We start from the raw sequence: 973 nt of genomic DNA, 5'->3' as shown, positions 1-973 counted from the left end.
GGCCGTGCCGGGGCGTTCGGTGCGCGTGGACGCGCTGACGGCGTTCGTCGCCGATCGCCTGCCCTCGCACATGGTGCCCGCGGCGATCGTCGTCCTCGACGAGGTCCCGCTGACCCCGCAGGGCAAGCTCGACCGGAAGGCGTTGCCCGCGCCGGTTTTCGAGACCAAGGTGTTCCGCTCCCCGTCGACCCCCGTCGAGGAGATCGTCGCCAACACGTTCGCCGACGTGCTCGGCGTGACGCGGGTCGGCGTCGACGACGACTTCTTCGAGCTGGGCGGCAACTCCCTCATCGCGACCCAGGTCGTCTCGCGGCTCGGTGCCGCGCTGCACACCACGGTCCCGGTCCGGGCGCTGTTCGAGGCCTCGACCGTCGAAGCGCTCGCTGCCCGGGTCGAGCAGCATGCCGGTGCCGGCGGTCGCGCCGCACTGGCACCGATGGAGCGCCCGGACCGGATCCCTCTGTCGCTCGCGCAGCAGCGCATGTGGTTCCTCAACCGTTTCGACACGGGCTCGGCGGTCAACAACATTCCGGTCGTGATCCGGCTCAGCGGTGAACTCGACATCATCGCGCTGCAGGTCGCGGTCATCGACGTGACCGAGCGGCACGAGTCGCTGCGGACGATCTTCCCGGACTCGCCGGACGGCCCGCGGCAGGTCGTGCAGGAGGCGGTGCAGACCGTTCCCGACCTGACACCCGAGCAGGTCACCCCGGAGGAACTCCAGGACAAGCTGTTCAAACTCGCTTCCGTCGGCTTCGACGTGACCTCCGAAGTTCCGATGCACGCCCGGCTGTTCGAGATCGGTGAACGCGACTACGTCCTCGGCATGGTCGTCCACCACATCTCCGCGGACGGCTGGTCGATGGGGCCGCTCGCCCGGGACGTCATGGTGGCCTATGCCGCGCGGTCGTCGTGGGACGCCCCGGCCTGGGCGCCGCTTCCGGTGCAGTACGCCGACTTCGCGCTCTGGCAG

At 69.9% G+C, this 973-nt stretch carries 1 protein-coding gene; it reads left to right on the top strand.

From position 1 onward, the window contains the following. Window positions 1-973, top strand: a 973-nt coding sequence (locus tag I0Q12_RS33540; protein WP_231611212.1) for a condensation domain-containing protein, incomplete at both ends; no start/stop codon positions are given.

The sequence above is a fragment of the Rhodococcus sp. CX genome (assembly GCF_015865005.1).
Lineage (GTDB): Bacteria > Actinomycetota > Actinomycetes > Mycobacteriales > Mycobacteriaceae > Rhodococcus.
The sequence above is the reverse complement of the archived record's forward strand: the minus strand, read 5'-3'. Positions and strand labels throughout refer to the sequence as shown.